Genomic DNA, 25,537 nt, shown 5'->3' on the forward strand with positions numbered 1-25,537 from the left:
GGCCAGGTGAAAGAAAATAAATCAACAAATACGTTCTCGGGGGGGGCGTCTTCTCAACATCTCGTGACATCGCGATGTCATACGTCGCGGCACTAGTAACATTCACGGTCCTTTCATCTGGTTTCGATAGGACTTATATCTTCTGTTCGGTCGCGTATGTTCTCCTTGAGAAGAGAGCACTGGCGAACCGACGACCTGACTAGGAAATATGCTGCCATGAGTATCGCAAGAAAACTCTATCTCTTTTCACTTTTCATCGTTGCTGTGATGGCCAGTATCTGCTGCGTCAATCTCGTGCAATTGGATAAAGTTGGCAATAGTATCCACAGGATCGTTGACGATACGGTGCCGAGTATTTCCGATCTCGACGAGATCAGTGTAGCTGTCTATAAACTGCGGATTGATGTATTGAGCTATGTCTTCATCAACGATGATAAGGTGAAGGTCAACGCCAAGAAAGAAATGGAGGTGTCTTACAAGCGTGTTCAGGACGGATTGGAACGCTACAAACGCCAAGATATTTCAGATGAAAAAGACCGTGCTCTGTTTGTATTGATCGAAAAAAACTTCACTGAATACAACAAGTTGAGAGAGCAGATCCTTGAGCAAAGAGATCCTCAACGTTCAATCGAAATACTGCTACAGGGCAGGCAGGTAATCGGCGCGCTGGTCAAGAGCATAGAGGATACAAAGTCATACAACCAGGAACTCGCCAGACAATATCAGACAGAGGTGACGGCCGCGCTGACGGAGTCCAATCGCGCCAGTTGGATGGCATCCATCCTAGCGGGCTTGTTGGTCCTCTTTATCAGTGTATCGCTGGCGCGCCAGATATCGACGCGACTACGGCGCGCGGTAAGTGTGACAGAACAGATCGGTGCCGGGCGACTCACTACCTTGGTGGAGACTGCTGGCAGTGACGAGATCGCCAAGTTGATGCATTCAATTGCGGCGATGCGGTCGAACCTGGAGGATGTGATTGCAAAAGTACAGGACAGCGCCGATGCTGTGACGTCAATTGCCGCGGAAATTTCCAACGGCAACTTAGACTTGTCGAATCGGACAGAGAAGCAAGCGGCATCGCTGGAAGAAACCGCATCCAGCATGGAAGAGCTGCTGAGTGCAGTCAAGACCAACTCCACCAACGCCCGCCAGGCAAGTACACTGGCAGTTGCGGGGTCTGATGTCGCACATCGCAGTAGCGCTGAAATCCAGAACGCAGTCAATACCATGCATGAGATTGCAAGCAGCTCCGGTCGTATGTCGGAAATCATCGCTGTGATTGAGGGAATATCCTTCCAGACCAACATCTTGGCGCTTAATGCTGCAGTGGAAGCGGCTCGCGCTGGAGAGAACGGACGTGGCTTTGCCGTAGTGGCATCTGAGGTGCGTGCACTCGCCCAGCGCAGTACCAGTGCAGCCAAGGAAATCAAGGACTTGATTGTGGCGTCAGTTGAACATATTCAAAGCGGCAAGCTTATCGTTGAAGGTACCGTAGATACGATTTCGCAAATCACTTCCAGTGCCGGACAGACCAGAGAACTGATGCACGAGATTGCCAATGCTTCTGAGGAACAGAGCTCGGGAATTTCGCAGATCAATGACGCCATTGTCCAGATCGATCAGAATACCCAGCAGAATGCAGCGTTGGTAGAGCAGATAGCGGCCGCTTCTAACCTCCTGAAAGAGCAGGCGGTATTCCTGCAACAAACAATCTCATTCTTCGAGACTCGTCCGCAGGGAGTCATCGTCGACATGGAGGGGGGCCACTGAGACTAAGGGCCTGCCACATCTGCTGAAATGCTTTTACATCCCGTGTTACTCAGTTTGGGAGCGGGATGATCAGAACACTTCTCAATGACGATATACGGCAGAAGGCCGGCGGAATCTGGCCGGGCAAGGAAGGCGACCGAGAACTAAGGGCGTGCAACATGGAGAGCATCCTGCGGGATAGTGCACCGAATGTGCTCAATAGCGCCATCGCTATACCATTGAAATTCATAAAGGCTTCCTCGGTAAAATGCGTACGCAGTTCGTCCAGCGCCGTATTGCAGGTGTGCACGTGGAGTGTGTCCGGGCTAGCGCGTCCGTACAGTACGACGGCCAGGTATCTGCAGTAAGCGCGTTCGGGCATCATATAGTCCCAGGTAACTCACTCTATTTTCAATAAGGCTGCTTAGGAAGACGCGATATGACCGCTTACGAAGATGTCTTTCCAGATGATCCTTTTGAGCACTGGCATCAGGTGACTTGTCGTAATTATTCCGTAACTGAGTGCCGCTCAATCAAAGACCAAGCCTTCAGCGCGCAAGTACAGGTACGTCCCTTCGGCGACCTGCTTGTGAGTAAGATTAGCTCTAAGGTGAGCCCGGATGTGACATTGCAGGTCATGCGTGGAAACAGAGAGATCCGAAAGGACTACCGCGACGATTTTCTGATCTGGTTCGGCCGACTAGGGGCCATGGAGCTCGAGCAAGACGGCCGCAGCACGCAGCTTCAATCGGGCGACTTAATGCTGCACGATCAGGCAGTACCATTCAACATTGCATTCGGTCAACATTGCGCCGCTTTGATGATTACCGTGCCGCGTCTCCTCATGTTGTCTCGGTTTGCGCAAGCAACAAACTGTACAGCCATGCGCGTTCCTGCGGTTTCTCCACTTGCAAGAATCGCCAAGGCGACGTTGAGTGAAATTGCGTTATCCGACATTGCCTCGGACCTGGACACACACGGCAAGAATATCTGGAGTCCGCTTTTGGACATCTGCCTTGCTGCCATACAAAGTAACTGTCCACAATCGGAACAGCAGAGCGAAATACAAAAATCGCGTCTTCGCATGGCTCAACGCTACCTGCGACAGCGTCTTAGCGACCCGGATATCAGTCTGTCCAGCGTTTCTACAGATCTGCACATGTCGAGTCGAACTCTGCTTCGTCTGTTCGCCGCGCACGGCACCACTCCAATGCAATGGCTTTGGCAGGAACGCCTCAAGTCAAGCTATGCAGCGTTGACGTCCGGGCCGTTCAAGAGAGTGAGCGATGTCGCCTACGCGCATGGTTTTCGAAATCTGTCCCACTTTAGTCGCTCTTTCAAAGCACTGCATGGGATTAACCCGCAACAGCTACTTCGCGACGCTTAATCTGAAAACTAGAACCAAGCACAGCATTGCATGATTGTCTTCTTGAGCAAATCGAATGTCGGTTTCAGGCAAATGGGGGGAGCTACCGAGCGATACCATAATTCTGAAAATTTCATCAACCGAACGGAGAGAACTTGGCCATGCCGTATCAACTCGACATTATCGACCCGAAGAAAAGTGCAATGATTGTCGTAGACATGCAAAACGACTTCGTTGTTGAAGGCGCTCCAATGCAGTCTGCACAAGCACTGGCGATGGTGCCCAGGCTCGCCGCGACGCTTTCGTTTTGTCGAAAGAAGGGTATCAAAGTAGTCTATACCGCACACGTGCATCGCAAGGATGGCAGCGATATGGGTCTTTACGATGATCTTTACCCTCCGATTGCTAATCGCATAGCACTGGTGGACGAAACCCATGGCGCAGAGATTTACCCGGACCTGAAGCCCGCACCTGGTGAGCATGTCATCAAGAAGCACCGCTACAGCGGCTTTTTTGCGACTGACCTAGACCTGATACTGCGCGAGTGGGGTATTGATACAGTAATTATCACAGGCACCACGACCGAAAATTGCTGTCTCTCAACGGCCCGGGAGGCTATGTTCCTCAACTACAAGACCGTGTTCCTTTCGGACGTAACGGGCACGTTTGACTATCCGGACTTGGGTCACGGTGCGATGACGGCCGAGCAAATGCACAAGGCAACACTCATCATGCTTGCATTTTCCACCGCTCATGTGATGACCGCGCAACAATTCCAAGCTAAAGTGCTCTGACCATCTCGAGAGTAGATCAAGGAACAGCGCACGCCGACGAGTCGCTCTCCGCAACGCATCCGGGCTTTAAGAGCGCTGGCTGTGCGATCTTGATACCTGTGTATGTTCCCGTAATTTCACTGACGTCTAGTGATGCGGATACAGATCGCGATGAATATGGGCAGTGTAGTTGCCCCCGCAATTCAGGACACTCAGACATCGTTAAGTTACTGATGCTGCAGCCCGTCTGAACTCGCGAGGCGAGCGGTATTTCAGGGCCTTGTGCGGATGGCGCTCATTGTATTGCTCGAAGGCAGAGGCCAGATGCGTGAGCGCCGTAGGCACATCGGGCTTGTCCATGAAGGCGATGTAATCATGCTTCATCGTTTTTACGAACCGCTCCGCCATGCCGTTACTCTGTGGCGAGCGCACGGGCGTGGTCAAGGGCTCCAATCCCAGCTCGCGAGCGAAGCTGCGTGTGCGATGGTCGATGTAGGCCGAGCCGTTGTCGCTGAGCCATTCAATCACCTGTGGAGTCTGCGTGCTTCCAAACCTCTGCTCCACGGCGGCCAGCATCACGTCGCGCACGACATCCCCGCTATGCCCACCGGTAGTGGCCGCCCAGCTGATGGCTTCACGGTCACAACAATCCAGTGCAAACGTCACTCTCAATGCAGCCCCGTCATCACAACGGAATTCGAAGCCGTCCGAACACCAGCGCGCATTACTTTGCTTGACCGCTACGCGACCATCGTGGCGTCGATTGTCGCGTCTCACACCAGGTCGGCGCAGCAGCAACGCGTGCTCTCGCATGACGCGATAGACCCGCTTATGGTTCACGCACGCTTGCCCCAGAGATTCCCGGCTACGTCGCAGCAAAGCCCAGATGCGGCGATAGCCATAGCTCGGCAAGCTCGCGACATACAGCTCAATCTCTTCGAGCAAGCCGCTGTCGCCGACTTTGCGAGCACTACGGCCATCTCGCCATTCCGGGCTCCGGGCTCGTTTTACTGCCACTGCAGAGCGCGCCACACCGAGAACGTCACAGACCACTTTCATTGGTCGTCCTCCGGCAGCAAGGGCGAGCGCGCAATCAGGTTTTTTGACCGGCCCCATTCGACGGCCTCGCGCAGAATCTCGTTCTCCATGGTCTTCTTGCCCAACAGCCGCTGCAGTTCTTTGATTTCCTTGATGGCCGCGGCCAGCTCCGAGGCCGGGACTACCGTCTCGCCAGCCTTGACGGCGGTCAGACTGCCTTCCTGGTACTGCTTGCGCCAACCAAACACCTGGTTCGCGTTCACCCCGTGTCGCCTGGCAACGGCTGATACGGAAGCTCCAGGAGCCAAGGTCTCCTGGACGATGGCTATTTTTTCTTGGGGCGTGCGTCTTCTGCGACGCTCCGGCTCGGTCAGAATCTCGATGTGCTCCACGGTTTGCCTAGTCGTAAAACTGGTCATAAGACTATCCTCTATTTTAAGAGAGTCTTCGTGTCCTGAGATTCAAGGGGCTATTCCAGGCAGCGTTTAAGTTGATGCAAGCGCAGTGAATTAGATTTATCACTGCAGCGGCAAGTCGGCATGGCAGTTGGGGGAATCGGTTTTCGATAGTTGTATCGGACCAAAGTGGCTGGATCGCCACCTAAATGGTCCTTGAGTTTGTGCACGGACACCACTCTCGGGAAACGCACACGAACTACCGGGACAACATCATGGGCTATTATCATGACCTTAAGCAGATCCAAGCCAGGCCCGTGTAACGACCTCAGCCCGTCCTGAGCCGCGAACTGTTGGCTACGAGTGATTCGGCGACTATTTATAATGTGATTGACCTGAGCCAGATGGTTTTTAATGTGGCCCGTCTGGAATTCACGGCAGTGCTCGGTCAATTTCCAGTCGTAATATTCACGGAAATAAACGTAGCCCAGACTGGTCAACTCAACAGGCAATGCATCATGAAAATCATTAGGAGCAAGGAGTTCAAGGCAGAGCGCGCCTGGCAGGCCTTGGATATCGCCAATATGGATGGCATTACCTGCCGCCTACATTGGACCAATCAACCTTATCAATGGCACACCAACGATGGGGCCGAACTGTTCGTCGTGCTGGACGGGAGTGTAGAAATGCGCTACCGCGATCACAATGGATTCGAACAGTCGGTCTTGTTGGATTCCGGTGATATGTTTTATGCCGACATTGGTTGTGAGCATGTCGCACATCCACGAGGTGAGGCTCGGATACTCGTGATTGAACGGGAAGGCAGCGTCTAATGGCGGCGATATCGACGCAGCAGCTTTCATCAGTATGGAGATGTCCATACAATTTGAGTCGACCGGAGACTGGATTTGGGATGCTTTGGACCAGCTGTTTCAAAAAGGCCCGTCTCCTGAGCAGGCCCTGAATCGCTGGCCGGCGCGGTCAACGCAGGCTGAAGCGGGATACGATTTCTAGCAACTGTTTGCTCTGATCATCGAGCATGGCAGAAGCGGCAGTGATTTCTTCGACCAGCGCGGCGTTCTGTTGCGTTACCTGATCCATCTGCATCACAGCGACATTGACCTGCTGGATGCCATTGCTCTGCTCGGCAGCCTCATCGTCAATGGCTTTCATTATCTGGCTGACCCGCTCTACGGCCTGCGTGATACTGGCCATCTGCTGGCCTGCAGATGAGACCTGCCTATTACCTTCGGTGACACGCATCACCGAAGAATCGATCAACTGTTTGATGTCCTTGGCGGCACCCGCACTCTTCTGAGCGAGCGAACGCACTTCCGTAGCCACCACGGCAAAACCACGTCCTTGTTCGCCAGCCCGGGCTGCTTCCACGGCGGCGTTGAGTGCCAGGATGTTGGTTTGAAAAGCAATACCTTCGATGAGTCCGGTGATCTGCGCGATCTCCTTCGACTGCGCTGCAATGCCCTGGATGGTGCCGATGACTTCTTCGATTATCTGCCCGCCGTCTTGGGTGCTAAGTAGAGCCTGTTGCGCCATCTCACTGGCCTTACCGACGCTGACGCGATTTTGATGGATAGTATTGGCCAGCTCCGCCATGCTTGCTGCGGTTTGCTCCAGCGATGCAGCCTGCGCTTCGGTTCGTTGCGACAAGTCCAGATTTCCACGGGCAATCTCGCGCGAGCCCGTCGAAATGGCCTCGCTAGATTGCAGGATGCCGCGGACCATCGCGCTCAGTCTCTGGCGCATCTCGTTCAATGAAAACAGCAGACTGCTGCTGTCCTGCTGTGCGAGCTCGATCGTGCATGAGAGATCGCCAGCGGCAATCTTGGCGACGATCGCACCCGCGTGCGCCGGTTCGCCTCCCAGTACCTGACGCACACTGCGGGCAATGAGCCAGGCGATCGTGCCCAACGCCAGGAAAATGGCTATTCCCACTCCGAGCAGCCGAGTTGCCACCTCCCAGTAGACAGCATTAATGTCATCGTAAAAGAAGCCGGTCCCGATGTACCAGTTCCATTGTGGAACTTCTACCAGACCCTGCAATTTTCGCTCCAACTGACCATCTGCGGAACGTTTCACCACTACGTCGACCAGCGCGAAATGTCCCTTGTCCAGCCCTTCCCGATAGGCCTGCAAGTCCGTCTGCCCAGGTACAGCACCTTGACCCAGCATCTTGCGGCCGATCAAATCGCGGTTGGGATGCACCAGCATCAGTCCGTCGGGACGCATCACGAAGAAATAACTGGTGCGGTTGGCATTGAGTGCTGACAAGGCTGATCGAACTGCCTGCTGCGCATCCTCCGCCCGAAGTTTGCCGTCAGCGACCTGCTGCTGGTAGCCAGTAACGAGATACTCTGCCTTACTCAGCAGATTAAGAATTTCCGATTTTCGGCTATTGTGTAAAGCCGTATCCAGCGCTTGCAAAGATAGTCCGACTACGAGCGCCGCCCGGATAGCGCCGTCAATGTCAGTACTAAAAGGCGTGTGGAAATGTTCATTGTGCTCTCCCCCTCTGAGTAGTTTTTGTATCAGTCCATAAGACGCTTTGGTGCTGACGTTACATCATAAAGCGAACCGGCCAGTAGCAGCGTTGCCAAATACCGAAGTAATGTTGCAAATCGGTACCCGGTGGGCTTCGCGCCATTACTTTATCGTTCGTTGCTTGCCGGGTGAGCGCGACGGGGTGATTTGCAATCCTGCGAAAAACTTAACATCCAGTATATAAGTGGTTAATGAGTTATCTGTACACGGCATTGGCGGAACTAAAATGAAAGGTACGATCCCGCGACAAAATCATTTGACCGCATGTTTCTTGCAGGCGCCTTGGCGTAAATTTATGGAAATTTAATTGAGGTGAGGATATTAAGGCCCAACTTGAATCCAAACTGCTGCCCCCAACTTTGCGATCTTTGCTCGCTTTTGACGGGGATCATGCGGGCTGGCCGCCGCCTGGGAGTGTGGAGATAGCCGGTGTGCGCGTTGAATATTTCATTACCAAAGGAAACTAGGATCATGGATCGTCGAGAATTCAACTGGGCGCTGCTGGCAGCAGCGGCGACCGCTTCTGGGTTGGCAATGGGACAGTCTGCGCAGGATGACAGACTGCTGCTGGACCTGACTCGCTATATGCCTCAGACCGTGACCGTCGGTGGACAGGTCGTCAGGCTAAGAGCTTTCGAGGGCGTTGCCTACGTGGCGCGACCGGTGGAGCCGGAATATCAGGTCCTGAACTTGTACATCCCTGAAACCTATTTCCATGGAGGAAGTCTCGGTCGCTTCGATGCGCGTACCGCGCCTATCTTCTTTCCCAATGCGGTAGGCGGCTATATGCCCGCAAAGCCGGGGACTCTGACGGGCCGTGGCATGCCACCAAGAATGGGCGGCGATCGACGTCCGCCCGGATTACCGCCGGGTGATGGTCCGCCCCCCGGGATGGCAGATGCTGCAGCCGCTCCCAGTGCCAGCGCGATTGCGCTGGCGCAGGGTTTCATCGTTGCCGCACCGGGTGCGCGCGGCCGCACCCAGCAGCGAGCCGATGGTCGCTGGACCGGTAAGGCACCGGCTGCCATCGTTGACCTTAAGGCAGCGGTACGCTGGCTACGTTACAACGCTGGCCGTTTTCCCGGAAATCCGGAGCGCATCATCTCCAACGGTACCAGCGCCGGGGGCGCACTGTCCGCGCTTCTGGGCGCCAGCGGCAATCATCCTGATTACGAAGCCGAGCTCGGCGCCATAGGTGCGGCGCCCGGGCGCGACGATATCTTTGCGGTATCGGCCTACTGCCCGATCACAAATCTGGCTCATGCCGATGAAGCCTACGAATGGCAGTTCGAAGGTTTACGAGAGTATCGTAACGTTGCGATCTCGATGCTTGACTACAAGGTGCAGCGCCAGGAAGTCGTCGGGCAACTAAACGATATGCAACTGCAATTGTCGGCTGAACTGCGTGCCAGCTTTGTCGACTATGTCAACAAACTCGGACTGCGTTCGCCCGATGGCAACTTGTTGGGCCTGCACGCCGATGGGCAGGGCCCGTTGCGCGAGCACATCGCCGGTCTGCTGGTGGAGGCCGCGCGCAAGGCTCGCGCCAGCGGCACTGACCTCAGCGGAACGCCCTGGCTGCGCATGCAGGCGGGACAGCCGGTGGCGCTGGATTTTGCCGCCTACGTCCGCACCGTCGGTCGCATGAAGAGTCAGCCCGCTTTCGATGGTCTGGCACTCGAAACCGGCGAGAACCAGCTCTTCGGCGATGCGACCACCGACAAGCGTCACTTCACCTCCTTCTCGGCGCGCCACAGTAAGGTGGCCGGGGCCGCAATGGCCGACGCCCGGACCGTCAAGGCCATGGATGCCATGCAACAGATCGATGATCCGCGCTCCCTCGCAGCAGGGCGCTGGCGGATCCGTCAGGGGACGCTGGACCGTGATACCTCTTTGGCAGTTCCCGCCTTGTTGGCAGCGGCTGCTCGTCAGCGCGGAGCTGCGGTCGACCTGGAATTCGCCTGGGGCCGGCCGCACAGCGGCGACTACGATCTCGATGCGTTGTTTGCATGGATCCACACACAGGTAGAGCAAGCTACCAGCTGAGGGAATGATCATTTCTCATATCATTTGAGCTGATGACAATGATAAGAAAACAGGATTGGATTTATATCTGATTTGTTCGCATCATGACCTTCCTGTGATGAGGCAATCCTCTGCAACCGTCGGCAAATGACAGTCCGACACGCTTGTGGCTTGCTTCATCTTCATTCAACTGCACAATGTAAAGGGATGTGACATGAACGCCATCATCTGGCCCGAAGGCTACGTGCCGGGCTTTACCGAGAATTTTGCTTCCAACGAGGTCATCGTCGCCGGCCTGAGTGCGGCCGACGTTTGGCCGCTGCTCGCCGTGCCATCCCAATGGCCTACCTATTACGCCAACTCGGCGAATGTACGTTTCTACGACGGCAAGGGGCCGCAACTGGCGGACGGGGACCGCTTCTATTTCGAAACCTTTGGTTTCCCGGTCGAGGCGCAATGCAATGAATACGTGGCCCCTGCTGCCGGCCAGGCCGGTCGTATCGCCTGGCACGGCTGGGCCGGGGAGGTAGGCAGCGACGATCGCCTGGACGTGCATCACGCATGGCTGGTGGAAGACCTGGACGGGGGGCGGGTGCGGATCCTTACGCAGGAAACTCAGAAAGGCAAGCCGGCCGAGGTGCTACACAATACCAAGCCCAATCCGATGATCAACGGACACCAGGACTGGCTGGATGGCCTGGTGGCAGCAGCACGTCAGGCACGTCGCTCGTAACGGCATCGCCATTTTGTTCATTCAGGGCCGGGCCCCCACAGGAAGCCCGCCCACCAAAAGGTAAGAGACATGACAACAATCACCGTATTGGGCTTGGGTGCGATGGGCTCGCGCATGGCCGCCAATCTCATCAAGGCAGGTCATACCGTGACCGTCTGGAATCGCAGCCCGGCTGCCGCCGATGCCTTGGTAGCCGCCGGCGCCAGATGGGCCGGCACGCCCAAGGAAGCCGCCATGGGCGCGGACTTCGTCATGGCCATGGTGCGTGACGATCAGGCTTCGCGGCAGGTGTGGCTGGATGCAGCCACCGGTGCGCTGGCCGGCATGAGTCCTGGCGCCATTGCGATCGAGAGCTCGACGCTCACTCCGGACTGGATACGTGATCTGGGACGCCAAGCTGCCGACCGGTCGATCGCCCTGCTCGAGGCACCGGTATCGGGAAGTACGCCCCAGGCCGAGGCGGGCCAACTGGTCTATCTGGTCGGTGGCGAGGCTGCTACGCTGGCCCGCGCCGAACCCGTCCTGACGGCGATGGGAAGCGTCATCCAGCACGTGGGTTCGCTCGGGGCGGGGGCACTGACCAAGCTGACCACCAATACCTTGCTTGGTATCCAGGTCAGCGTCCTTGGCGAACTGATAGGCCTGCTCCGTCATGCCGGCGCGGACGTGGCAAGGGTACTCGAAGCGGTTGCGGCGACGCCCGTATGGAGTCCGGTAGCAGGGCGTGTGGCCGGCTCGATGCTCGCGGGAGGCTTTGCCCCGCAGTTTCCGGTCGAGCTGATCGAGAAGGACTTTACCTATACCGTGGACACTGCAACGTCGGAACTGATGGTGCCAACCATCGCTGCCGCACGCGGGGTCTTCCGTACGGCAATGGAGTGTGGCCTGGGCAAGGAAAACATGACTGCCGTGGTCAAGCTGTTCACGGAGCCCACGCGTAGCGCTTGAGCCGGTGATCCCGCTTCACGGTTCGCTCCACATGCGCAGCAGGTTGTGATAATTGCCGGTCAGCGTGAGCGTTTCCTTGCATTCCCCCACGCGGCTGCGCAGGCTGTCGATGGAGCGATCCATTTCGTACAGCAGGGTCCGCCGCGCATCATCGCGGATCAGGCTCTGCGTCCAGAAGAAGGAGCACACGCGCTCTCCGCGCGTGACCGTTTCCACGCTGTGCAGGCTGGTGGCCGGATAGAGAATCAGGTCGCCGGCAGGCAGCTTGACCTCATGTTCACCATAGCTGTCGACGATGACGAGACCGCCGCCGTCGTAATCCTCGGGATCGCTCAGGAACAACGTGCTGGAGACGTCGGTGCGCAGCCACACCGGTGAATGGGGAACCCCGCGCAACGAACCATCTACATGCAGGCCGTAGGTTTCCCCGGTGCTGCTGGCATAGCGGTTGAATAGCGGAGGCATGTAGCGCGCCGGCAGCGCTGCCCGGAAGAACATCGGATTCTGCTGCAAGGCGCGCAGGATGATCTGTCCCTGTTCGCGTGCCACCGGGCAATCTTCGGGCAGTTGACGGTTGCGCTTGACCTGAGCGCCCTGGCTGCCGACCGTGGCGCGACCATCGATCCAGTCGGCTGCATCAATGGCGGCACGCATCGCCCGGACCTGCTCCCGGCTCAGTACGTTGGGAATATGCAATAACATCGTCCAGACCTCATAAAAATCCCGGGACCGAAGGCCCCGGGAACATCTTCCGTCAGAAGTGATAATTGACGGTCACGCGTGCCGAGCGCTCCAGGCCCGGGGTATAGCGATATCCCAGGTAGTTGATGGCGGTGATGTAGTGCTTGTCGAAGAGGTTGTAGACGTTGAATTGCAGATCCCAGTTCTTGCTGACCTTGTAGCTTGCCATGGCGTCATACACCCAGTACGCAGGAATATGGTCCGGCGTGGTGGCCAGCTTGGTCTGGCGCTTGACGATGCCGACATAGCGCGCGCCACCGCCGACGGTCAGTCCCATTGGCATGCGGTAGCTGCTCCACAGGCTCAACGCGTTCTCGGGGGCATAGGGCAGGGTGGACGAGCCATCCTGTGCGGTCGCCGCGCCGACCACGATATCGGTCTTCTGATGCGTATAGGCCGCAGTCACGTCCCAGTCGCGGGTGATCTTGCCGGTAGCGGACAGTTCGACACCCTGCACGCGTTTCTTGCCGATCTGGGAATACGTGCCATCGTCATTCTCGTAGACTTCGTTGTAGACATCGGTCCTGAACAGCGCCGCGGTTAGAAGGAGATTCTGGTTGAAGAATTCCCACTTGGTGCCCGCTTCCAACGTCTTGGACTTCTGCGGTTCCATACTCGGATTGCTGGCGCTGCTGGTTGAACTCGACAGCGAATAGGCACCGAAGCTGCTGGTGCTGCCCGGCGGCAACTGCGATAGCGCGTAGTTGACGTAGAGGTTGCCGTTGCTGGTCAGCTTGTAGAGTGCACCCAGCTTGTAGGTGAACAGGTTGCCGCTGCCCTCGATATTCGTGTTGCCGGTAGTGGCGATGGCATTGTAAGTGGTCTTGTAGTGATCCAGGCGCAGACCCGCATTGACCTGCCAGCGTTGGTTGATCTTGAGCGTATCGAACGCATACAGCGCGGCGGTATCGGTCTGCCACACAGCGTCCTGCCCGTTGCGGGTAATGGTCAGACCGCTGGAGGTCAGTTGCGGATCGTAGAGACTCAGGGAAGACAGGGTGCCGGTCTTGTTCAAGCCGTAATTGGTTTGCTTCTCCCGCGAGATTTCGAAGCCGGAGCTCAGGCTGTGTTCCATGCCGAACGTCGTGAATTTCGTCGTCAGGTTCGTCTGGTTGGAAATGATCTCGTCATCAAGCTGCTTGGCTGCACCCAGACGGGTAATGGTGCCGTTGCTGGTGGTAGGAACGCCGGCCGTGACGGCCAGGTAATCGACACTGTTCTTGCCCCAGCGCGTGGTGTTCTGCAGCATGGTGGAGCCGTTGATATCGTGCTCGACACGTGCAGTGGCCATGGTAGCGATGGAGTTGTCGTGCGAATCGCTACTGCCGTAGTAATTGCTGCTGTTGACCTGGCTTGCTGAGGAGAGTCCTGCGACGGTTCCGGAGAAACCGGCCATGCCGATGGTAGGCAGTCCACTGTCGGGCAGGTTGTTCTTTTCCACGTGCAGCAGGTTCAGGTAGACCCGGGTATCGGTATGCAAACCGAAGGCCAGTGAGGGGGCAACACCCCAACCGCGGTTCCTGACCTGATCACGACCGGCCACACCGGAGTCCTCGCCAAACAGGTTCAGGCGGAAAGCCGTACCGCTCTTGAATTCATCCAGGTTCTTGTTCCAGTCCAGGGTAGTGCGGCGGTAGCTGCCGCTACCCGCGCCTGCGGAAGCATCGAAGCTGTCAGCCAGCTTGGGTTGCTTGGTCACCAGATTGATGGAACCAGCCGCCGAGCCACGACCATTGTCGGTACCTGCCGCACCCTTGGTGACCTCGACCTGTTCGATATTGAACATGTCGCGGGTCACTGAGCCGAGGTCGCGAATGCCATCGACGTAGATGCTGTTGGAGATATCCAGCCCGCGCATGTAGAGCGCATCACCGACGTTCGGGCCGCCATTGCCCTCGCCAGCGTTGAAGGTGCCTACGCCGGGTACGTTGCGCATGGCCTCGGTGAGGGTGGTTACGCCCTCGGATTTCAGCACTTCCTTGTCGAGTACCTGGATGGTCTGGGTGGTCTCTGCCAGCGGGGCAGTGTACTTCGGCGAAGACAGGACCTTGGCCCCGCTGGCCTCGACGGTGATGCCGGGCAGAGCGTTGCTGCTGTCAGTACCGGTGCCGGTATCAGCGGCGTGGGTCACGGAAACCGACAGTGTCATGGCCAGTCCGGTGATGACGGTAGCACTGCCGCGGGAGAGCGGTGAGACAGGGAAATCGTTTGGCGCGCGTTTGCGACTTTTTATGTATGACACGAAGGATCCTCTGTTAAGCGGAAAGGAAATCGCCACCGTCCGCATTGACATGCAGATGGCGAAGATTCCTGGTTTCAAGGGAGGGAGCGAGTCTGGCGGATGGCGGGATTTCGCGGAGTATCTGGCAGATGCAGGTGCAAGCCATGGATGGAGTCTGCAAGGGACTGCTAGAACTCAAATATTTTAAATAAGAATTATTTATATCTGAAACATATTCGATGTTCTTTACCAGGATTTTCAGGACCGGAAAATAACAGGCGTATGCGCTTCAATCGTTGCGCGTGTATTGCGACAACGTCGCCGCGAATGTAGGGATAGGCCTCTTTTCAGGGTGGACTGCGTTGGATCAGATGATCCATGCGCGACAGAACGCCAGAGATGATCATGGAAACCCGTACGACAAAATGCCAACTTGGGGATCAGCCCTGGCCGCCGCGTTGAATGAAATCCTGCCCTGCATGCGCAGGTAGCCGCAGCACGCCCAGCAGGCTGACCACCACCATCAGTGCCAGTACGATGAAGGCTGTCTGGAAATCTTCCAGGGTGGGAGTAACGAGGTTACGGTTCACCCCGCCGTGCGCAAGGCGCACGCTCAGTGAAGCGACGGTGATGCCGGCTGCCATGCCAATTTGATTGATCGTGTTGGACAGTCCGTTGGCATGCCCCATCAGGGCTTTGGGTACATCGGCAAAACCGATGGTGCCAAGGGCAGTGAACTGCATCGATCGCGTCATTCCGGCAACGATCAGCAGTGGCACCACCAGGACCGGTGAGTCGTGTGGCTGAAGCTGGGCACAACCCAGCAACGCAAGCGCACAGAGCACCCCATTGAACAACAGGACCTGGCGATAGCCGAACTCGCGCAACACGCGGGTGGTCATGCTCTTCATCAGAAGGTTGCCGGCGAACAGTGCCAGCACCAGCAGGCCGGCCGTACCTGGATCGGCGCCGAAACCGAGCTGGAACATCAGCGTCAGCAGGAAAGGCGCAGCACCGATGGCCATGCGGGCCAGTGTGCCGCTGAACATGGCAAAGCGGAAGGTAGGAATACGTAGTGCTGCCAAGTCCAGCATCGGCGCACTGCTGCGCAAGAAATGCCAACATGACAGTGCGCCCAGAATCACGCCGAACAGGCCGGGCCAGAGGCTGGTGGCGTCGATATCGGCCTCCAACTTCTCCAGTGCAATCAGCAACAGCGAGATGCTACCCCCACACAGCAGGAAGCCGGTCCAATCGAAGCGAGTAATCTGTTCGCCACGGACGTCGGGAAGGATGCGCCAAGCCACCGCCCACGCCAGCAGGCCAAGGGGAGCGTTGAGCAGGAAAATCCATTGCCAGCCCAGATGCTGGCTGATGAAGCCGCCCAATGGGGGACCGAGGACCGGGGCCACCAGCGCCGGCCAGATCAGTGCGGACATCGCAGCCATGAGATTTTCGCGCGGGGTCTGTCGCAGTATCACCAATCGCCCGACCGGGACCATCAGGGCGCCGCTGATGCCCTGGATGATGCGGATCGCAACGAAGGCTTCCAGATGCTGCACCAGTGCGCAAAGCACTGAGCTGAGCGTAAAGAGGGCGATGGCCGACATGAAGACACGGCGCGAGCCGAAGCGATCGGCGATCCAGCTGCTGGCAGGGATGAAGATACCCACGGCCAGCAGATAGGCAGTGATACCTACATTGAGGGCCAGCGGCGTGACACCGAAGTCGCGCGCCATGGCGGGGATGGCCGGCGTCGTGATGGCACCGTCGAGGATCTCCATGAACAGGGCGCCGGTGACCAGCCACGTAATCCAGCGCATCCGGGCGGCGTTCCCGGGTAAGCCCGCAAGTGCACTCATGAACTGACGTGGACCAGCAACTTGCCGGTGAAATCGCGTTGCTTGAGTCGTTCCAGCGCCGTGGATAGTTGGTCAAAGTCATGCAGAATGTGCTGCTCGGTCTGCAGATGGCCTCTGGCGATATCCTCCAACATATGTTGGCCGGCCATGGTTAGCGTATTCCAATCGACATCATTTCCGTATGTGTGCAACGCCCCGAGTGCAACTTCGTGCAGCGACAGCGCTCGACCGAATGGCGCGCAAGGCCAGTGTTCAAGGCGACCCTGTATGCAGACCAGATGGCCATTGGCATCCAGGGCGGCGGCGAGCAGGGCGGCATGCTGTGCACCGATGCAATCGATGATGGCCGTGACGTGCAGGTCATTGATCAATGCGCCATGAGTCGGCGACAGGGGGCCATCGAGGCAGTTGATCGCTCCCAGCGCATGCAGGCGCTGCCAATGACGCGCATGGGCCATGGCGGTTACCAGCCAGCCTTGACGGCGCGCCAGCTGCACCAGATAGTGGCCAACCGATCCGCCGGCTCCGCTGATGAGCAACCTCCGGCCCGCAGGAGAAGGCAGCTTCTGCAGCGCCATCCATGCCGTCAATGCAGGGCAGGGAAAGGCTGCTGCATCAGTAAAGCTCATTGCATAGGGAATACGCATGAGCGCACGCGCATCAACCACGGTGTACTCCGCAAAGCTACCCCCGCGGCGCAGGTCCTGGTGATAGGCCACCCGGCTGCCCAGCCAGTTGGACGGTACGTCCGGGCCCAAGCGCATGACTTCTCCCGCACCGTCCACCCCGGGCACATGTCCGGGGCCCCAGGATGCGCCCATGCGGCCCAGCACTTTCCAGTCAACCGGGTTGAGACCGACGACACGATTGCGCACCAGCACCTGGCCCGTCCCGACCTGCGGCAGCGGCTGCCGCTCGGGGCGCAAGGCCCGCGCATCAAAACCTGCATACCAACCCCACGCGAGGTGGTCGGGTGGCAGTGGCGGCAAGCCGATCTCAGGCATAAGCTCCCGCCGAATAGGTCAGCTCGTAGCTGTGACTGTATATCTCCAGAATATTGCCGAAAGGGTCTTCCATGTAGACCATGCGATAGGGTTTTTCGCCAGGAAAGTAATACCTCACAGGCATGCGCTGCTTGCCTCCGGCTGCCACGATCCGGGCGGCCAGCCCTTCGACATCCGGGTCCTGCACACAGAAATGGAAAACGCCGCTTTTCCAGTACTGGAAGTTGTCAGCCGGGCGTTCAGCGTTGAGGAACTCGAAGATTTCCACGCCGACACGGTCACCCGTGGAGAGATGGGCGATGCGGAAGGAGCCCCAGCCGACGCCGAAGACATCGGTACACATCACGCCGATGGCACTGTCATTTTCGCTGATCGTGGTAGGCGGCATGATGAGGTACCATCCCAACACTTCGGTATAGAACCTGACGGCAGCATCAAGATCTGTGACTGATATACCGATATGGGAGAAATTTCGGGGATAACGAGACACTAGGATTCCTTTTTAAACTGATGGCGCCACGCGACAAACGCAGCACACGCCAGTTTAGGACCGGCCTCAAATCATTAAAATAACTTGCAAGTTATCGGTGCAATAAATTCTGCTTATGTTAAATCCACAATGGCTACGAACCTTTGCCGTATTGGGTGAGGAGGGTAGTTTCACCCGTAGCGCTGCTCGCCTTGGTCTCACGCAGGCAGCCGTCAGCCAGCACGTACGGCAGTTGGAACTTGACCTGGGGCCCTTGCTGATCCGCGGCCCGCGCCGTCTAGAACTCACCCCCGCCGGCCTCCTGTTGCTGGAACACTGCAGGGAGGCTGAACATGCCGAGCGCCGTTTGCGCCAGCGCCTTGCGCAAGCCGATCATACGCCGGGTGAGGTCTCACTGATTACCCCTGGCAGCATTGGCTTGTGCCTGTACCCGCTGCTGATGGATTTGCAGCAGCGCTGGCAGGGGCTGTCGATACGTCACCGATTTGCGCCGGATACCGAGGTATTGCGTGAGGTAATTGAAAACCGATATGAATTGGGCGTACTGGCGTTAAGGCCGGATGACGCGCGACTGAGCGTGACTCATTTCGCGGAAGAGCCATTGGAGTTGGTGTTGCCAGCCGGCCATCGTGCTGATCAGTGGGATGACCTTGTCAAACTGGGTTTTATTGATCACCCCGATGGTCATGCTATGGCGACGCGTCTGCTCAGTCGCCGCTTCCCGAGCGCACCCGGTGTACGTCAGCTTCCTGTCCGAGGCTTCAGTAACCAGATAAGTCTGATCTTAGAGCCGGTTGCACGTGGATTGGGGTTCACAGTCATACCACGCTTTGCGCGTCAGGCATTCGCACAACAGGACAAGCTGCATGTCATGGAGAACGGTGCTCAGGTAGTTGACAATCTCTGGCTCATCCATCGTGCGGAATGGCCGCTATCGCCGAGCGCTCGCCGGTTGATGGACTCCCTCCGTGAAAATATGCCTCATTGGGAGAATCACGAAACGTGCTGAAGGGCGCTTACTTCTGACCTGAGACGAATTTTGTAGCCACCGGATAAGTGAGTTCTTTATGCTAACGCCAAGGAGAACTCAATGAAGAAGAGATTTACGGACGAACAGATCATCAGCATCTTGCGGGAGGCGGAGAGCAAGGAGATTGCGACGGTAGATCTGTGCAAGCGCCACAACATTACTGAGCAGACCTTTTACCGCTGGAGAAACAAGTTTGGCGGTATGGATGTCTCGGACGCCCGGCGGCTCAGAGAGCTTGAGTCCGAGAACGACAAGCTCAAACGCATGGTGGCGGAACAACTGCTGGTGATTGATGGCTTGAAGGAGTTAAGCCGAAAAAAATGAAGACCTCCGCGGGCCGGCGCGAAGCGCTGGAAGTCCTTACTCGTCGGGGGCTGTCGCAACGCAAGGCATGTCGTTATCTGGAGCTGAGCCGGCGGGTAGCAGGTTATCAGTTGCTACAACCCGAAAAGGATCGGAGCCTGACGCAGCAGCTCATCGCGGCGTCGCAAGAGGTCCCTCGCTTCGGGTACCGGCGTATGTCTGCCTGGCTGGCCTTGGGCGAGTCCCGAGTGCGACGGCTCTGGAGCGCTCTAAAACTGGGCATTCCACGAAAGCGGCCTCGCAGGCGTCGATGCGGCAACGATATTCGGTTGCCTGCAGCAACCAAGCCTAATTCAGTCTGGAGCTATGACTTTGTTCATGACCAGATGGTGGATAGACGCTCGTTGAAGATGCTGTGCGTGATCGATGAATACACCCGGGAATGCCTGGCCATCGAAGTTGCTGCCAGTTTGCGCTCCCAGGACGTCATCCTGACGCTCTCGCGCTTGATGCGGTTACATGGAAAGCCGGCCTACGTAAGGTCGGACAATGGAGCCGAGTTCACAGCGGCCAAGGTCATGCGATGGCTGCGGGACGCCTCAGTTGGTCCGGCCTTCATTGCGCCAGGCAGTCCATGGCAGAACGGATTCGTGGAAAGCTTCAATGGCAAGCTGCGTGACGAACTGCTTAACCGGGAGTGGTTCCGCAGCCGGGCAGAAGCGAAAGTGCTGATTGAAAGATGGCGTCAGTTCTACAACGAGCGCAGGCCGCATAGCGCACATAACTACCAACCTCCAGCTACGGTTCGTCGAGCCTGGTTGGAATCGAATATGATCGACAACCGACTCACTGCCTGATTGGCTACAAATTACCGACGCAGGTCAGGTCTTGCGGAGAACCGGGAAAGCTCCGGCCGCATTGGCTTCTCGTTTCTGCCTGATTGGATGCGCTCCAATACCGGCCAGAACAGCAAGACGGAAATTCTCTTGGTACTTCAGGTATCACGTTTGTAAGAGGAACTGCCATTGACTTATTTTTCACCTATCGCTGACGACATTTGTTCGTTATTTAAAACAGCAATTAAATCTATCCTCAATGGAGTGTTTATGACCAGTGCGATCACACGATATTTCTATAATCCTGCTGAGTATCCTCCGCTACAGCAAGCTACTAGCGCACAAAATCAGGCTCTTAGGAGCCACCCTAATGCAGCGCCAAAAGATAGATCAAACGAAACGGCTTTTCCTGCCAGACTTGCATCAAGCCGAATTGTTCGATCTGGAGGTTCAGTGCTACAACGTCAATTTCTTCTGAATCGATCTACTGAAATTAAAGGAGTTGGCTATAACACTTCTACAGGATCGCCTGCGACCACTGGGACGTCAAAGACTGGCGTTCTTTGTATGACTGATGGCCTTGACTTATGTTTTGCAGTTGCCATTGGTGGAGAAAAAACGTCGGGAGAGCCTGCAGCGAAAGTCCGAGTTTTTCATGTTATGCCTGCGAATGAAAATGCGCAGCGGGATATTCGAATGTATGTGCAGCAATTAAAACGAGAGGGTTATTCTGTGCGTGCCGCTATTCACGGCGGAGATTCTTCATCAGCTTCTAGCAATCGGAGGCTTGGTGCTGTTGATGCGACGCTCGAAGGTTTAGAGGTTCCAATCGATTTTCACGAAACAGGAGCTGGCGGCGAAGGAAATGGTGCCCTTGGCGCAGTGATTGACGCCGGCGGTCGTATTCGGTTTGTAACTCAACTTGTCAAATAAGACTTCGCTATTTCTTTAGAGATATGACCAATGCCATCGAGTCGGTCAACATGAGCTTGCCCAAGCTGACTAAGAACCGAGGCTCGTTCCCACGCGATGAGGCACTGATTAAACTCTTCTTCCTGGCCTGCGCAACATCAGTAAAAGTGGACGCGGCCCATCCGAGATTGGAAAGCTGCACCGACACGGTTTACTATCCAGTTCAGTGAACGTATCTCTATGAATTAAACGAAATCCCGTTTGCAAAAAAATTCGGACACGCCCACGTCGCGGCGATGACATCGAACGTCAATCTGAGTTGCTCAATGCAGGCCCAACTGCCAGGACTGCCCTTGGCTCCATGCCGACCAAAGCTGCTGGTAAAGCGTGCAGCGGCGTAGCAGTTCGGCATGGCTGCCGCAGTCGATCACCTTGCCCTGATCCATCACTACGACCTGGTCTGCCGCGACGGCGTGATCCAGGCGGTGCGCCACCATGATAGTTGTGCGTCCCGGCAGCAGCTCACGCAGCGCGCAGCGGATGGCGTGATCATTTTCAGCGTCCAGCGCCGAGGTCATTTCGTCGAACAGCACGACAGGCGCATCCTTGAGCAAGGCGCGGGCGATGGTGAGTCTTTGCTTCTGTCCGCCGGAGAGATTGCGTCCTAATTCAGCTAGCTGGGTGTCGGCTCCATCCGGCATCGCATCTACGAAAACTTCGCACTGGGCGGCGCGCAGAGCGGCGCGTAGTTGCTCCGGCGTGGCATGGCGGGCGCCGGCTGCGATGTTGCTTGCGATGCTGTCCTGGAACAGCAGGCCATCCTGGAACACCATGCTGATGCGCGCCAGATGGTCGCCCAGCGTAACCGCGCGAATATCCTGACCGTCCACCAGGATGCGACCACTGCTGGTGTCGTGGAAGCGCGCCAGCAGTTGCAGCAGGGTCGACTTGCCCGCACCGCTGGGGCCGACGATCACGGTGGTCTTGCCAGCCGGGAAATCGAGATCGAGATTGTGCAGCACCGGCTCGCCAGGCCAGTAACCGAAGCTGACCTGCTCCAGCCGGATCTGCGCCGCTCCCGCTGCCACCTCCGCGTGGCCGTCGGGAAGAGCCGGTTGAGCCAGCAGGGCAGCATGAGCGGCCATGGCCTCCTTGCTGGCCAGCGCCTGGAAGCGTTGCACCAACAGGGATTCGATGGGCAGGCTCAGTGTGCTCAATACCGCCAGCATGATGAGCAGTTGGGCGCCGTCGAGATGGCCGTCCAGATAGCGCCAGCCGGCAAAGCTGAGGGCGACGGCCATGACCAAGCCGAACAGGCTGTTGGAGAGCAACAGGCCTGGCGCCAGCTTCCAGCTGGTGCGGTGATAGAACTGTCGCAGTTGCTGGTTGTGTTGGGTGAATCGCTGCTTGATGCGGGCATCGTCCTGGTAGGCGCGCAGTACCGGCATGCCGTCGCTGAGCTCGCCCAGATGGCGCGAGACCTGCTCCAGCTGCGCCTGCTGCTGCCGTGCGCTGGCCAGCATCCAGCGGCCGATCCGTTCCAGCACCATCACCGCTGCGGCCAGCAAGACCACGACCAGGAAGGCCAGCGTCAGGTCCAGCCACGCCAGCGCGCCGATCAGGGCAGTCAGCAGCAAGACGTTGCTGATCTGCTGGGCGGCCCCGAAGGAAGAAAATTCTTCCACCCAGCGCAGGTCATGCACGATGAAGCGCGACAGGCGCTCGCTAGGAAAAGCGCGCGCGAGCAAGCCCAGCGGAACCTTCATGGCGTGGGCGACCAGGCTGGAGCGTAATTGCCCGGTGACGCGATAGCCCTCGATGAACAGGGCAGTCTGGGCAGAGGAAGTCATCAGCAGCCGCAGCAGCGGGCAGGCGCACGCCAGCAGCACCGTCCAGTAAGGTGGTGCTGCCTGCGTCCCGCGCAGCAGACTGCCCAGCAAGATGGCCGCGCAGAGATAGGGGATAGCGCTGAGCAGACCATCCAGCATCATGATGCACAGTGCGCGCAGATAACGTTGCCGCTCCTGGGCGGGGGTGTTGCCGAACCAGGTGTGGACAATCTGCTTCCAGCTCAGGGGCTGTTGGGTCGTCATGAGAGGGCGGGAGAAGAGGGTTCGGAGGCTGGCTGCGCGGGCGTGACGGCGTGGGCGTGCTGCATTTGCCACAGGCTGGCATAGCGCCCTTGTTGCTGCAGCAGCGCGGCATGCTGGCCTTGCTCGAGTACGTGCCCTTGTTCCAGCAAGACGATCTGGTCGGCGTGCGCGATGCTGCTCAGGCGGTGGGCGATGACCAGTACGGTCTTGTCAGCGGCCAGGGCCGAGAGGGCCAGTTGGATGCGATGTTCATTGAGGGCGTCGGCCTGGGAGGTGGCTTCGTCCAGCAGCAGGATGGGGGCATTCTTGAGAATGGCCCGGGCGATGGCCAGACGTTGTTGTTCGCCGCCCGAGAGCAGTGCGCTGCCCGGCGTCAGCAGGGTCTGGTAGCCCTGCGGCAGCGCCATGATGAACTCATGCGCCTGTGCCGCCCGCGCTGCTTGGATGACTTCCTCTTCGGTGGCGCCAGGTTTGCCCAAGCGGATGTTGTCGGCAATGCTCATGTCGAAGAGCTGGTTTTCCTGGAAGATGCAGGTGATGTTCTGGCGCAATGCCTCGCGCGTGTAGTCGTTGATGGGTCGCTCACCCAGCAGGATGCGGCCGCTGGTCACATCCCAGTGACGCAGCAAGAGCTTCACCAGCGTCGATTTGCCCGAACCGCTGCCGCCGACCAGGGCGGTAGTGGTGCCGGGATGCAGGGTCAGGCTGAGATTGTCCAGCACCGCCTGCTGGTGATAGGAGAACGAAACCTGCTCGCAGCGGATGGTGATTTTCTCGGGCAGGGCGGTGTGGCTGCCCTCGCGCTGTTCAGGAGCGCCCAGCAATATGTCCAGGTGTTCGAAGGCCTGTTGCTGTTGCACGAAGCGATTGGAAAAACCGGCCAGCTTGGTCAAGAGGTTGCCCAGCCCAGGCGTGAAGAAGACAAAGAAGCACAAGGTGGCCAGATCCAGGCTGCCCTGCTGGTGCCACCACAGGCCCAGCGGCAGCAGCAACAGCAGCGGTGAGCTCACCAGCACCTGCATCACCAGATTGGGCAGCAGCGCGCCACGCACCCAGCGATGGGCGGTGCCGACATAGTCACCATTGGCTTCTTCCACCCGGGCCTGCATGGCGGCCCCGCTGTTGAACAGGCGTGCGGCGGGCATGGTGCGCAGGATCTCGGTCATGGCCTTGAACAGCTTGCCCTGGTTGAGATAGAAGTCCTGGGCAATGTCGTGCCGCTTGCGCATGAGCAGCATGCAGGCCACCATCCCCAGTACCAGGCTCGACAGCGAAGCCAGGCTGAGTCGCCAGTCCACTGCGAAGAGGGCGGCGATGACGATGAGCGGTGCAATGAAGTGCGAAGTCAGTTCCGGGATCAGATGGGCCAGGCCATCTTCGAGTTGCTCGACGTCGTCGATCACCACCTGCCGGATCTTCTGTGAAGAATGGTCCTGGAAAAAACCCAGTGGCGCATTGACCAGCCTGGAGAGCAACTGGCCGCGCAGCTCGGTCTGGATGTCTGCCGCCATCAGGTGCGAGCTCACCTGGCTGGCCAGGAAGCACAGCCGCCCCGCCAGCGTCCCGCCAATGAGCCAGCCCACCAGGGCAATGAGGCGCTCCTGGTCGAGCGACGCATGCAGCAGCGCCAGGCTGAACTGATAGGCCACTAAGTTGGGCGTGAGGCTCAGGATGGCCGCAGCAATGCCGGCCAGCGTGGCAATGAGCAGGGGACCTGGTCTCGTGCGGGTCAGCGCCAGCAGCCGGGAGACTGCGCCAGGCGCAGGGGCAGCGCGCGCTGCGGAAGCAGAGGCAGCCTCAGGAGGGGCCGCATCCGATGGGGTCAGAGGAGTCGCTTGCACGGCAGCACCTTTCTTGGAATCCGGCCTGCTCAGGCGGCCAGCCAGTGGTTGGCCTGGGCCAGCGCGGCATCCTTGTCGGCCACGATCTTGTAGGGATAGGGCGAGCGGCTGGACATCACATAGATCAGCGCCTTGCGCCAGAAGGCATTGCGTTTGCGCTCGTCAGGCTCGATGCGCACTGCGCCCAGGCACCACTTGCGTTGTTCGGCCAGGGTGCGTTTGCTCCACTGCGCATACAGCTTCATGAAATGCGCAGAATCGCGCGGCAGCTCCGCCCCGGAAAAGACCAGAACGAATTTCGCGCCGCGCGCCAGCACGGCGTCGAGCTGCGCAATGACGCCGTCGGCGTCGGCGTCGGCGACATGATCGGGCATCTGGTAGTGGACGATAGGCCAGTCGTGGGTGCTGATGATGCTCATCTCGGTTTTCCCTTTTTGTTCATGAGGTGGCGTTGACGTTTTGCCGTGGACGCCTGGAGGGCGTGCGAGCGATACTATCAAAATTTGATGCAAATGCGAATCATTATTGGTATTATCTGATCCGCTGTAAATCGTCGTAATCATTCAACCGTGAACTTTTTGATACCAGGAAGGTGTTGCGTAGCGTTCGAGGCCG

19 protein-coding genes and 2 pseudogenes are annotated in these 25,537 nt (G+C 57.8%); 11 read left to right on the forward strand and 10 right to left on the reverse strand.

Annotated elements, in window-relative coordinates; genetic code table 11:
- Positions 1–216 precede the first annotated feature (216 nt).
- The 3 genes from AACH55_RS11515 to AACH55_RS11525 all read left to right on the forward strand — a co-directional run bounded on the left by AACH55_RS11515 (position 217) and on the right by AACH55_RS11525 (position 3,912).
- Positions 217–1,773, forward strand: coding sequence for a methyl-accepting chemotaxis protein (locus AACH55_RS11515; RefSeq protein WP_338719758.1), 1,557 nt, complete (start codon positions 217–219; stop codon positions 1,771–1,773).
- A 418-nt stretch (positions 1,774–2,191) separates the two neighbouring features.
- Positions 2,192–3,139, forward strand: a complete 948-nt coding sequence (locus AACH55_RS11520) for a helix-turn-helix domain-containing protein (protein WP_338719760.1) — start codon at positions 2,192–2,194, stop codon at positions 3,137–3,139.
- 140 nt (positions 3,140–3,279) lie between these two features.
- A complete protein-coding gene (locus AACH55_RS11525; RefSeq protein ID WP_338719762.1) occupies positions 3,280–3,912 on the forward strand; it encodes an isochorismatase family cysteine hydrolase in 633 nt (210 codons plus the stop codon).
- Positions 3,913–4,113: 201 nt separating this feature from the next.
- On the opposite strand, the gene AACH55_RS11530 is transcribed toward AACH55_RS11525, so the two are convergent.
- Positions 4,114–5,348, reverse strand: a protein-coding gene (locus AACH55_RS11530) for an IS3 family transposase (protein ID WP_338715475.1) whose coding sequence is annotated in 2 segments (ribosomal slippage) — positions 4,114–4,988 and positions 4,988–5,348 — 1,236 coding nt in all. Because the reading frame shifts where the segments join, the coding sequence is not laid out codon by codon here.
- A 494-nt stretch (positions 5,349–5,842) separates the two neighbouring features.
- Here AACH55_RS11530 and AACH55_RS11535 point away from each other — a divergent pair.
- Positions 5,843–6,157: a cupin domain-containing protein gene (locus AACH55_RS11535; protein WP_338719764.1), complete on the forward strand. Its 315-nt coding sequence runs from the start codon at positions 5,843–5,845 to the stop codon at positions 6,155–6,157.
- Between the two features lie 148 nt (positions 6,158–6,305).
- On the opposite strand, the gene AACH55_RS11540 is transcribed toward AACH55_RS11535, so the two are convergent.
- Positions 6,306–7,766, reverse strand: coding sequence for a methyl-accepting chemotaxis protein (locus tag AACH55_RS11540; RefSeq protein ID WP_338719766.1), 1,461 nt, complete (start codon positions 7,764–7,766; stop codon positions 6,306–6,308).
- A gap of 588 nt (positions 7,767–8,354) precedes the next feature.
- On the opposite strand from AACH55_RS11540, the gene AACH55_RS11545 reads away from it, so the two are divergent.
- The 3 genes from AACH55_RS11545 to AACH55_RS11555 all read left to right on the forward strand — a co-directional run bounded on the left by AACH55_RS11545 (position 8,355) and on the right by AACH55_RS11555 (position 11,589).
- Entirely contained in the window at positions 8,355–9,929 is a 1,575-nt protein-coding gene (locus tag AACH55_RS11545; RefSeq protein ID WP_338719768.1) for a subtype B tannase, read from the forward strand.
- A gap of 193 nt (positions 9,930–10,122) precedes the next feature.
- Complete coding sequence (locus AACH55_RS11550; protein ID WP_338719770.1) at positions 10,123–10,641, forward strand: SRPBCC domain-containing protein; 519 nt, start codon at positions 10,123–10,125, stop codon at positions 10,639–10,641.
- Positions 10,642–10,710: 69 nt separating this feature from the next.
- Positions 10,711–11,589, forward strand: a complete 879-nt coding sequence (locus AACH55_RS11555) for an NAD(P)-dependent oxidoreductase (RefSeq protein ID WP_338719774.1) — start codon at positions 10,711–10,713, stop codon at positions 11,587–11,589.
- A gap of 15 nt (positions 11,590–11,604) precedes the next feature.
- Here the strand turns inward: AACH55_RS11555 and AACH55_RS11560 are convergent, their stop codons facing one another.
- The 5 genes from AACH55_RS11560 to AACH55_RS11580 all read right to left on the reverse strand — a co-directional run bounded on the left by AACH55_RS11560 (position 11,605) and on the right by AACH55_RS11580 (position 17,907).
- Positions 11,605–12,291 (reverse strand): Fe2+-dependent dioxygenase, encoded by a 687-nt coding sequence (locus AACH55_RS11560; protein ID WP_338719776.1) that lies wholly within the window; start codon positions 12,289–12,291, stop codon positions 11,605–11,607.
- Positions 12,292–12,343: 52 nt separating this feature from the next.
- Positions 12,344–14,572, reverse strand: a complete 2,229-nt coding sequence (locus AACH55_RS11565) for a catecholate siderophore receptor Fiu (protein ID WP_338719778.1) — start codon at positions 14,570–14,572, stop codon at positions 12,344–12,346.
- 419 nt (positions 14,573–14,991) lie between these two features.
- Positions 14,992–16,413 (reverse strand): MFS transporter, encoded by a 1,422-nt coding sequence (locus AACH55_RS11570; RefSeq protein ID WP_338719780.1) that lies wholly within the window; start codon positions 16,411–16,413, stop codon positions 14,992–14,994.
- On the reverse strand, positions 16,410–17,417 hold the full coding sequence (locus AACH55_RS11575) for a zinc-binding dehydrogenase (protein WP_338719783.1): 1,008 nt from the start codon (positions 17,415–17,417) through the stop codon (positions 16,410–16,412). Before AACH55_RS11575 ends, AACH55_RS11570 begins: the two co-directional genes overlap by 4 nt.
- Positions 17,410–17,907, reverse strand: a complete 498-nt coding sequence (locus AACH55_RS11580; RefSeq protein ID WP_338719785.1) for a lactoylglutathione lyase family protein — start codon at positions 17,905–17,907, stop codon at positions 17,410–17,412. Before AACH55_RS11580 ends, AACH55_RS11575 begins: the two co-directional genes overlap by 8 nt.
- Before the next feature lie 115 nt (positions 17,908–18,022).
- Here AACH55_RS11580 and AACH55_RS11585 point away from each other — a divergent pair, with 115 nt between their 5' ends.
- The 4 genes and pseudogenes from AACH55_RS11585 to AACH55_RS11600 form a co-directional block, all read left to right on the forward strand.
- Complete coding sequence (locus AACH55_RS11585) at positions 18,023–18,916, forward strand: LysR family transcriptional regulator (protein WP_338719787.1); 894 nt, start codon at positions 18,023–18,025, stop codon at positions 18,914–18,916.
- A gap of 81 nt (positions 18,917–18,997) precedes the next feature.
- Positions 18,998–20,097, forward strand: a pseudogene (locus tag AACH55_RS11590) (IS3 family transposase).
- A 168-nt stretch (positions 20,098–20,265) separates the two neighbouring features.
- Entirely contained in the window at positions 20,266–21,009 is a 744-nt protein-coding gene (xopAF, locus tag AACH55_RS11595; protein ID WP_338719789.1) for a XopAF/AvrXv3 family type III secretion system effector, read from the forward strand.
- A 26-nt stretch (positions 21,010–21,035) separates the two neighbouring features.
- Positions 21,036–21,237: pseudogene (locus AACH55_RS11600) on the forward strand (IS256 family transposase); the annotation flags it as partial.
- 74 nt (positions 21,238–21,311) lie between these two features.
- Here the strand turns inward: AACH55_RS11600 and AACH55_RS11605 are convergent.
- The 3 genes from AACH55_RS11605 to AACH55_RS11615 are packed head-to-tail and all read right to left on the reverse strand — an operon-like array spanning position 21,312 to position 25,341.
- Positions 21,312–23,081: an ABC transporter ATP-binding protein gene (locus AACH55_RS11605; protein WP_338719791.1), complete on the reverse strand. Its 1,770-nt coding sequence runs from the start codon at positions 23,079–23,081 to the stop codon at positions 21,312–21,314.
- On the reverse strand, positions 23,078–24,922 hold the full coding sequence (locus tag AACH55_RS11610) for an ABC transporter ATP-binding protein (protein WP_338719793.1): 1,845 nt from the start codon (positions 24,920–24,922) through the stop codon (positions 23,078–23,080). Before AACH55_RS11610 ends, AACH55_RS11605 begins: the two co-directional genes overlap by 4 nt.
- A 29-nt stretch (positions 24,923–24,951) precedes the next feature.
- Positions 24,952–25,341, reverse strand: a complete 390-nt coding sequence (locus AACH55_RS11615; RefSeq protein WP_061790387.1) for a hypothetical protein — start codon at positions 25,339–25,341, stop codon at positions 24,952–24,954.
- Between the last annotated feature and the right edge of the window lie 196 nt (positions 25,342–25,537).

It is taken from the genome of Herbaspirillum sp. DW155, from assembly GCF_037076565.1.
GTDB lineage: Bacteria > Pseudomonadota > Gammaproteobacteria > Burkholderiales > Burkholderiaceae_D > Herbaspirillum.

What these genes read in the sequence shown, in the direction of transcription:
- AACH55_RS11515 (WP_338719758.1), top strand. Translation starts at nt 217, where the DNA reads ATGAGTATCGCAAGAAAACTCTATCTCTTTTCACTTTTCATCGTTGCT.
- AACH55_RS11520 (WP_338719760.1), top strand. Translation starts at nt 2,192, where the DNA reads ATGACCGCTTACGAAGATGTCTTTCCAGATGATCCTTTTGAGCACTGG.
- AACH55_RS11525 (WP_338719762.1), top strand. Translation starts at nt 3,280, where the DNA reads ATGCCGTATCAACTCGACATTATCGACCCGAAGAAAAGTGCAATGATT.
- AACH55_RS11535 (WP_338719764.1), top strand. Translation starts at nt 5,843, where the DNA reads ATGAAAATCATTAGGAGCAAGGAGTTCAAGGCAGAGCGCGCCTGGCAG.
- AACH55_RS11545 (WP_338719768.1), top strand. Translation starts at nt 8,355, where the DNA reads ATGGATCGTCGAGAATTCAACTGGGCGCTGCTGGCAGCAGCGGCGACC.
- AACH55_RS11550 (WP_338719770.1), top strand. Translation starts at nt 10,123, where the DNA reads ATGAACGCCATCATCTGGCCCGAAGGCTACGTGCCGGGCTTTACCGAG.
- AACH55_RS11555 (WP_338719774.1), top strand. Translation starts at nt 10,711, where the DNA reads ATGACAACAATCACCGTATTGGGCTTGGGTGCGATGGGCTCGCGCATG.
- AACH55_RS11560 (WP_338719776.1), bottom strand. Translation starts at nt 12,291, where the DNA reads ATGTTATTGCATATTCCCAACGTACTGAGCCGGGAGCAGGTCCGGGCG.
- AACH55_RS11570 (WP_338719780.1), bottom strand. Translation starts at nt 16,413, where the DNA reads ATGAGTGCACTTGCGGGCTTACCCGGGAACGCCGCCCGGATGCGCTGG.
- AACH55_RS11575 (WP_338719783.1), bottom strand. Translation starts at nt 17,417, where the DNA reads ATGCCTGAGATCGGCTTGCCGCCACTGCCACCCGACCACCTCGCGTGG.
- AACH55_RS11585 (WP_338719787.1), top strand. Translation starts at nt 18,023, where the DNA reads ATGTTAAATCCACAATGGCTACGAACCTTTGCCGTATTGGGTGAGGAG.
- AACH55_RS11605 (WP_338719791.1), bottom strand. Translation starts at nt 23,081, where the DNA reads ATGACGACCCAACAGCCCCTGAGCTGGAAGCAGATTGTCCACACCTGG.
- AACH55_RS11615 (WP_061790387.1), bottom strand. Translation starts at nt 25,341, where the DNA reads ATGAGCATCATCAGCACCCACGACTGGCCTATCGTCCACTACCAGATG.